Source organism: Candidatus Protofrankia californiensis (genome assembly GCF_900634765.1).
GTDB classification, from domain to species: Bacteria; Actinomycetota; Actinomycetes; order Frankiales; family Frankiaceae; genus Protofrankia; species Protofrankia californiensis.
The window spans coordinates 1-7,823 of sequence record NZ_CAAAFT010000283.1; the positions used below are offsets into that span (position 1 = coordinate 1).

Annotated in this window: 5 protein-coding genes and 2 rRNA genes (1 of these 7 running past the window's edge); 4 read left to right on the plus strand and 3 right to left on the minus strand. The window is 62.8% G+C overall.

Annotated features, from left to right (window positions below):
- Nucleotides 1-515 precede the first annotated feature (515 nt).
- Entirely contained in the window at nt 516-1,229 is a 714-nt protein-coding gene (locus tag DD1DGNOD_RS15325; RefSeq protein ID WP_131767143.1) for an MBL fold metallo-hydrolase, read from the plus strand.
- A 112-nt stretch (nt 1,230-1,341) separates the two neighbouring features.
- Nucleotides 1,342-1,974 carry an ATP-dependent Clp protease proteolytic subunit gene (locus tag DD1DGNOD_RS15330; protein WP_131770440.1) on the plus strand — a complete coding sequence of 211 codons (633 nt, stop codon included), beginning with the start codon at nt 1,342-1,344 and terminating at the stop codon, nt 1,972-1,974.
- 93 nt (nt 1,975-2,067) lie between these two features.
- Here the strand turns inward: DD1DGNOD_RS15330 and DD1DGNOD_RS15335 are convergent, their stop codons facing one another.
- Nucleotides 2,068-2,844 carry an aminotransferase class IV family protein gene (locus DD1DGNOD_RS15335; protein WP_241251557.1) on the minus strand — a complete coding sequence of 259 codons (777 nt, stop codon included), beginning with the start codon at nt 2,842-2,844 and terminating at the stop codon, nt 2,068-2,070.
- A 511-nt stretch (nt 2,845-3,355) separates the two neighbouring features.
- Between DD1DGNOD_RS15335 and DD1DGNOD_RS15340 the strand changes: the two genes are divergently transcribed.
- Complete coding sequence (locus tag DD1DGNOD_RS15340) at nt 3,356-3,979, plus strand: YczE/YyaS/YitT family protein (protein ID WP_206443203.1); 624 nt, start codon at nt 3,356-3,358, stop codon at nt 3,977-3,979.
- Nucleotides 3,980-4,320: 341 nt separating this feature from the next.
- The gene (locus tag DD1DGNOD_RS15345; RefSeq protein WP_131767147.1) at nt 4,321-5,412 is read left to right on the plus strand and encodes a S1C family serine protease; all 1,092 of its coding nucleotides are present in this window, start codon (nt 4,321-4,323) and stop codon (nt 5,410-5,412) included.
- Nucleotides 5,413-5,606: 194 nt separating this feature from the next.
- Here DD1DGNOD_RS15345 and rrf read toward each other — a convergent pair.
- Nucleotides 5,607-5,723: ribosomal RNA gene (gene rrf / locus DD1DGNOD_RS15350) — 5S ribosomal RNA — on the minus strand.
- 69 nt (nt 5,724-5,792) lie between these two features.
- A 23S ribosomal RNA gene (locus tag DD1DGNOD_RS28125) occupies nt 5,793-7,823 on the minus strand; it runs 1,300 nt beyond the window's last position.

Below are 7,823 nucleotides of genomic sequence, written 5' to 3' on the forward strand. Positions count from 1 at the left end.
CCCTCCGGTATCGGGATACGGACACGCCACTGGAGTACGAGCCGAGCGGAACACCGTCGTCGGTGACGGCCAACGGGTCCGTATCGCGGAAGCCTACCCGATTGGCATGGTTGATACAGACTCATCATGGTCTGGCATGATCAATGGTGTGACGAGAGGTTCGTACAAATATGAAGGTGATGTCGCAGACGTGGTCTGGTAGACGAGTAAGGTCGTCCGATTCGAACACGGAGAGCTCGATCCTTTCCTCCCTCGACTTCATCGCCTCGACCTCGATGTCCCGCCGAATTCATCGGCCCCGCCCGCGTGAGCGGCACCAGGAAGCAGGCCGCACAATGAACCAGCCGATCACTTTGCGTGAACGGCGGTCGATGACGGTGACGAGATACGCCCAGCCCTCCCCGTCCGGAGTCGGGTGGCCCGAGAGGATCTCCCACCGGGGCTCCCGCAGATCCCCGCATGACAGTCTCGGATGGCCGACCTCGCTGTGCCGGCTGCCGCCGTAGTCTGGGCCGATGGTCAACCGTCTGTACTTTCGCCAGTTGCTGTCCGGGCGTGACTACGCGGTCAATGATCCGGTAGCGACTCAGATGGTCAACTTCACGTACCTGATCGGCGACCAGGAGACCCGGGACGCGGTGGTGGTCGATCCGGCGTACGCTGTCGACGATCTTCTCTCGGTGCTTGCCGCCGATGAGATGCGCCTCACCGGCGTCCTGGTCACCCATCACCATCCCGATCACGTCGGCGGCGAGATGTTCGGTTTCGCCCTGCCGGGCCTGCCGGAGCTGCTCGCCCGTACGCAGGTCCCGGTACACGTGCACCGGGACGAGAGCGAGTGGGTGCGACGCACCACCGGGGTGTCGGCCACCGACCTCGTGGGCCACGATCACGACGACGTGCTCGACGTCGGTGCCGTGCCCGTCCGGCTGCTGCACACCCCCGGGCACACCCCGGGCAGCCAGTGCTTCCTGGTGGACGGCGACCGGCTGGTTGCCGGCGACACGCTTTTCCTGGAAGGCTGCGGACGTACCGATTTCCCCGGCGGCGACCCCGACGCCATGTACGCGAGCCTGCGGCAGCTGGCCGCGCTGCCTGACGACACCGTCGTCTACCCCGGTCACTTCTACTCGGCGCAGCCCAGCGCGCCGATGTCGACGGTGCGCAGTGGTAACGCGGTGTTCCGTCCCCGTTCCGCCGAACAATGGCGGGCCTTCTTCGGAGGGTGACACCGACATGCCCCGCCCGCCCGTCACCCGACCCGGTCCTGCTGACCGGACGGGTATGCCCGTTCCGGTCGTTCCGGTCGCGAACCGCTCATCCGAATCGAGAGAGAATCACATGACACGCACCGTTGTGAACCGTTACGTCCTACCCAACATCATTGAGCGCACCTCCCGCGGCGAATACGGGATGGACCCCTATTCCAAGCTGCTGAAGGAACGCATCATCTTCCTGGGGACGCAGATCGACGATATTTCCGCGAACGACATCATGGCGCAGTTGCTCTATCTCGAGGGCGAGGACGCCGACCGGGACATCTCGCTCTACATCAACTCCCCGGGTGGCTCGTTCACCGCACTGATGGCGATCTACGACACGATACAGTTCGTCCGGCCCGACATACAGACCCTCTGTCTCGGGCAGGCCGTGTCCGGGGCGGCCATCCTGCTCGCGGCCGGAACTCCCGGCAAACGGTTCGCCCTCAGCAACAGCCGGATACTGATCGACCAGCCGTCCAGCCAGAGCGAGGGGCAGTCGAGCGATCTGGAAATTCACGCCCGTGAGATCCTGCGGATGCGGGCGCTGCTGGAGACGATACTTGCCCGGCACACCAACCGGAGCACCGAACAGATCCGCCGGGACGTCGAACGCGACAAGATCCTCGACGCGACCGAGGCGTGCGAGTACGGCCTCGTCGACGAGGTCATCCAGAGCCGGAAGAACTCGCTGCGGCGCGCCGCGTCCGAATAGCGACACCGCATAGCGACACCGCATGACGACACCGTCTGGCCCCGGACCCGCTCGGCCGGGCGCCGGCGACCCGATGCCGTCACACCGATGCCGTCACAGTGGTTCTCCGGGAATGTCGAGGTATTCCCTGCGGAGAGTCTCGACGATCGGGTGATCGTTTGCCAGTTCCCGGTCGTCGACCGCGGCGATCGCGCGTACGCCGACAGCCGCGTTGGTGGCGAACGCGGCCTGCATACCGAGGAGCGCCGCACGGTCGACCGGTGCGGTGACCGCGCGCTTGTGCGTCCGCCGGAGCAACTCCACGGTCACTCCGAGCAGACAGTCCGCATCGGGCCAGATCACCTGGTTACCGTCGAAGAAGCCGATGTTCCAGGTGGCGCCCTCCGAGACGAAAGAAGCGGCATCGGTGAAGAGCACGTCGTCGAAGCCGTTGAGTTGCGCGGCACGACGGTAGCGCAGCGTGTCGAAAAGGCCCACGTGTTTGACCGCCGGCATGTTCCGGCGGTAAGCGACCGACTGGACGCGCAGCGGCGGCAGCGGGAGGGCGGGTGCCGGCCGGGTGGTCACCAGGACGTGCGGTTGTGCCGCGGCACCTGGATGCCCCACCTCGAGCGCCGGGTCGAAGACGGTTATCCGGACCATGCAGGAAGCTGTGCCCCCCGTGACCGCCCGGCGGGCGAGATATCGGATCCTGTCGACGTCCAGATCGGCATCGAAGAGCAGCCGACAATCGTGGGCCAACCGCTTCAGATGCAGTGACAGCCCGCGCACCCGTTGGTGATCGATACGCATGGTCGTGAAATGGCCGTAGTTTGTCAGCGCCAGTGCAGCAAGATCATTAAGGTCGAGCGGTGCGCCGTCCAGCTCCATCACGGGGCCAGTCTCACCTCCAGCAGGGATCGCTACCAGCCGATTCTCTCTCGCCTCTCCCGGGGAAGCCGCCAGCGGGATCCCCGCGACAGGACGGTGCGGGGGATCACCGGATCCTTGCGCGCACCCCCTGGCAGGCCGGCCACTGGTGCCGGATAGGGTGGGGGTTCACGGTATAGGCGACCGTTGAGATCGCACGAGAACGCGACGTAGACCGAACCGCACGAGAACACCCACGGCACCTTACGCCCCGGTTCGGTTCGTCCGGTTCGAATCCGGACGTTACCCGCCGGCAATCGAAGCCCATACTTTACCCAGGCATCTGTTACGGAGAAAAATTCGTCGCGGATGCTTAACGAAAATGTATTCTTCCGGCGATCACCGACAATCATTTTCGTAGTTATCGTTCGCCTGGCCGGTTCCGCGAGATAGGCGAGAAAGGGCGAACATGGGGTTGTCAGCACGCAGGATCCTCAGCAATGCGCGCTGGTCGGAATGGAATCCCGGACGATTGACCGTCTACCTGGTCGGATGCATTTTCTTCTCGATCGGTGCCACGTTCTTCATCGTCTCCGACCTGGGAACGGACCCGCTCGACGTATTCGTACTCGGCGTCAAGGATCACATTTCGATAACGATCGGGATCGGCCAGGCGTCCGTCGCGCTCGTCTGTATCACCAGCTGGTCGCTGTGGAACCGGTGTAGGCCGGTTGTCTCGCCGTTCATCACGTTCTTCCTCTGCGGCAGCATCATCGACCTGCTGCTGGCCGTCGAACTCGCCGAGGAGACCCATATCCACCGAGTCGGGCTGATGCTCGTCGGTGGTGTGCTGTGCGCCTACGGCTCGACCCTCATCATCATGAGCGCGATCGGTATCCGTGCCATGGACCTGCTCGCCATCACAATGGTTCGGCGTTGGCGATGGCCGTTCTGGGCGTCGAAGGGATCCCTCGAGGCGCTGCTGCTGGTTGCCGGCTGGTTGCTCGGGGGTCCGGTCGGTGTCGGGACGCTGTGCTTCCTTTTGAGCGTCAACCTGCTCATCCAACCGATGATCGCTGCTACGGAACGACTTACCAGTATCACCAACCTGGGTCTGCCGACCAGGACGTCGGTCTCGGCGCCCGAAGCCGGCTGACACCTTCCCGTCTTCCCCACCTTCCCGCAACCGATTCCTCGCAGATGTGACGAATACGAATCCGGAACAGGGCCGGTCCGAGCGTGATGTGCCCCGCATCGCGGCGATCGTGATTACCCGAGGTTTGCCACGCGATTGTCTTAGATCAACGGACGTCGACCATCAGGGCGAACTCAGGGTAGGTGAAGGTCACAGTGGGTGAGGAGAGTTCCGACGCCTGCGAACTACGACGGACAGATCCAGGATCAGATCCAGGATCGGCAGCGATCAGGAGTACCCAGCGGCCCATATCGCGTTCAGCGCCGCGAAAGCGGCGGTTGCGGACCGCTGTCGTCGGATGCGTGGCAATAGTGGTCGTCGCCGCCACCCCGGCCTCCAGTGTCATCGGCGGCCCGGGTGGCGGCGCCAACACGCCAGTCGCCGACCGGGCGATTCAGACCTTCACCATTCCACGTTCCTTTACCGCCGCCGCCAACACCAACCCCGTTTCCGCCCAGCTGTCGGCCGCCGCCGACAAGGTGCTCCCGGGGGTGGTGAGCATTGTTTCCAGACTCGCCTCGCAGAACGCCTCCGCGGCGGGCACCGGTATGGTGCTGAAATCCTCCGGCGAGGTACTCACCAACAACCACGTCATCGCGGACGCCGCCGCCATCACTGTTACCGTCGCCAGCACCGGTCGTTCCTACCAGGCGTCGGTCGTCGGGACGAACACGACCGACGACGTCGCGGTCCTGCGGCTGCAGGGTGCCTCCGGACTTGCCACGGTTCCGATCGGTGACTCCGCGAAGGCCGGGGTCGGTGACTCCGTCGCCGCCGTCGGCAACGCCGACGGCGGATCGCCCGCGGTCGTTTCCGGCAGGATCACAGCACTCAACCAGAGCATCACCGCCACCGACCCCGGCGGCGGCAACGCCGAAGAGCTTTCCGGGCTGATCAAGACTGATGTTGCCATCAAGCCCGGATTCTCCGGCGGTCCGCTGGTCAGCGCGGCCGGTGATGTCATCGGGATGGACACGGCAGCGACCGCGTTCAACGAGTACCTGCCAACCGGGATGAGGGCCGGGTACGCCATCCCGATCAGTCACGCGATCTCCATCGCCACTGCGCTCACATCGGGCACATCCGCGAAAGCCGCCCCAGCAGCACGTCTGGAGAGCTTGGGGAGCCTGGGGAGCACCGCCGGCATCGAGGCGCACAGCGTGCAGGTCCGCATAACGCGTGCCACAGGCAACAGCGTCCTCACCGGCGTGCACGAGCGTGACCTCCGTGCCGGCGCGTCAGCGACCAGCCCTCTGGGTGCGCCGGGCCAGGCATGGCCTGGTTCGCCAGGGCCTGCTCCGAAGGCCGGCCCAGCCAGGCGCGGGAGGCGTCCGGCCGGACGGCGCCGCGTCAGGTCGGCCGTCCCGGCCGTCGGAGCACTTCGCATGCCTTGATGAGCGCTGGACACCGGGAAGATCGGCGCGAGTTTGTCGATGCGTACGCTAATGTGGCCGAAAAGCGTGCACGGTAACGAACTCGTTTAGATCATGACCTGTGTGGATGGCTGCGAACGGGATCTATACAGCAGAACCCCCGGCACACACAGCGAAGAGGGGCTACCCACACGGATAGCCCCTCCCCACAAAAAGTCCGGCGGCGACCTACTCTCCCACGCAGTCACCCACGCAGTACCATCGGCGCAGAAGGGCTTAGCTACCGGGTTCGGAATGGAACCGGGCGTTTCCCCTTCGCCATAACCACCGAAACACTATGGAGTTCACAACCGGACACCGGCCATACCCCCAGAACCGCACAGTGGACGCACAACAAATTTATAGTCAAGCCCTCGGCCTATTAGTACCGGTCAGCTCCATGTGTCACCACACGCCCACTTCCGGCCTATCAACCCGATCATCTATTCGGGGGCCTTACCAGGTTAACCCTGTGGGAGACCTCATCTCGAAGCAAGCTTCCCGCTTAGATGCTTTCAGCGGTTATCCCTCCCGAACGTAGCCAACCAGCCGTGCTCTTGGCAGAACAACTGGCACACCAGAGGTTCGTCCGTCCCGGTCCTCTCGTACTAGGGACAGCCCTTCTCAAGTCTCCTGCGCGCGCGGCGGATAGGGACCGAACTGTCTCACGACGTTCTAAACCCAGCTCGCGTACCGCTTTAATGGGCGAACAGCCCAACCCTTGGGACCTACTCCAGCCCCAGGATGCGACGAGCCGACATCGAGGTGCCAAACCTTGCCGTCGATATGGACTCTTGGGCAAGATCAGCCTGTTATCCCCGGGGTACCTTTTATCCGTTGAGCGACGGCGCTTCCACAAGCCACCGCCGGATCACTAGTCCCTGCTTTCGCACCTGCTCGACATGTCTGTCTCACAGTCAAGCCCCCTTGTGCACTTGCACTCGACACCTGATTGCCAACCAGGCTGAGGGAACCTTTGGGCGCCTCCGTTACTCTTTAGGAGGCAACCGCCCCAGTTAAACTACCCACCTGACACTGTCCCTGATCCGGATCACGGACCGAAGTTAGACACCCAATTCAACCAGAGTGGTATTTCAACAGTGACTCCACCGAAACTGACGTTCCGGCTTCACAGTCTCCCACCTATCCTACACAAGCCGAACCGAGTACCAATATCAAGCTATAGTAAAGGTCCCGGGGTCTTTCCGTCCTGCCGCGCGTAACGAGCATCTTTACTCGTAATGCAATTTCGCCGAGTCTGTGGTTGAGACAGTGGGAAAGTCGTTACGCCATTCGTGCAGGTCGGAACTTACCCGACAAGGAATTTCGCTACCTTAGGATGGTTATAGTTACCACCGCCGTTTACTGGCGCTTAAGTTCTGAGCTTCGCACCGAAGTACTAACCCGTCCCCTTAACGTTCCAGCACCGGGCAGGCGTCACTCCGTATACATCGTCTTACGACTTCGCACGGAGCTGTGTTTTTAGTAAACAGTCGCTTTCCCCTGGTCTCTGCGGCCACTCTCCGCTTCGGAGGCAGGCTCCTACACGGAAAACGGCCCCCCTTCTCCCGAAGTTACGGGGGCATTTTGCCGAGTTCCTTAACCACAGTTCACTCGCTCGCCTTGGTATTCTCTACCTGACCACCTGTGTCGGTTTAGGGTACGGGCGGCCCTGACACTCGCTAGAGGCTTTTCTCGGCAGCATGGGATCACCCACTTCGCCACAATCGGCTCGGCATCAGGTCTCAGGCACATAAGATACGGATTTACCTATACCTCGCCCTACACCCTTGCCCCAGGATAACCACCACCTGGGCTGGACTACCCTCCTGCGTCACCCCATCGCTTGCCTACTACCAGCCGGGATCCCGCGCTCCCCACACCCAACCCGAAAGTCGAATGCAGATCGGACGGTTAGCACGAACCAGGTTCAGCATGGTCGCATCAACGCCGGTACGGGAATATCAACCCGTTGTCCATCGACTACGCCTGTCGGCCTCGCCTTAGGTCCCGACTCACCCTGGGCGGATTAGCCTGCCCCAGGAACCCTTGGTCATCCGGCGGACGGGTTTCTCACCCGTCTTTCGCTACTCATGCCTGCATTCTCACTCGCGTAGCGTCCACGGCTAGGTCACCCTGCCGCTTCACTCGCTACACGACGCTCCCCTACCCATACACACGCCTGGACCCCCTCCCGAAGAAGAAGGCCAAACACCGTGCATATGCCGCAGCTTCGGCGGTGCGCTTGAGCCCCGCTACATTGTCGGCGCGGAATCACTTGACCAGTGAGCTATTACGCACTCTTTCAAGGGTGGCTGCTTCTAAGCCAACCTCCTGGTTGTCTCCGCGACTCCACATCCTTTCCCACTTAGCGCACGCTTAGGGGCCTTAGC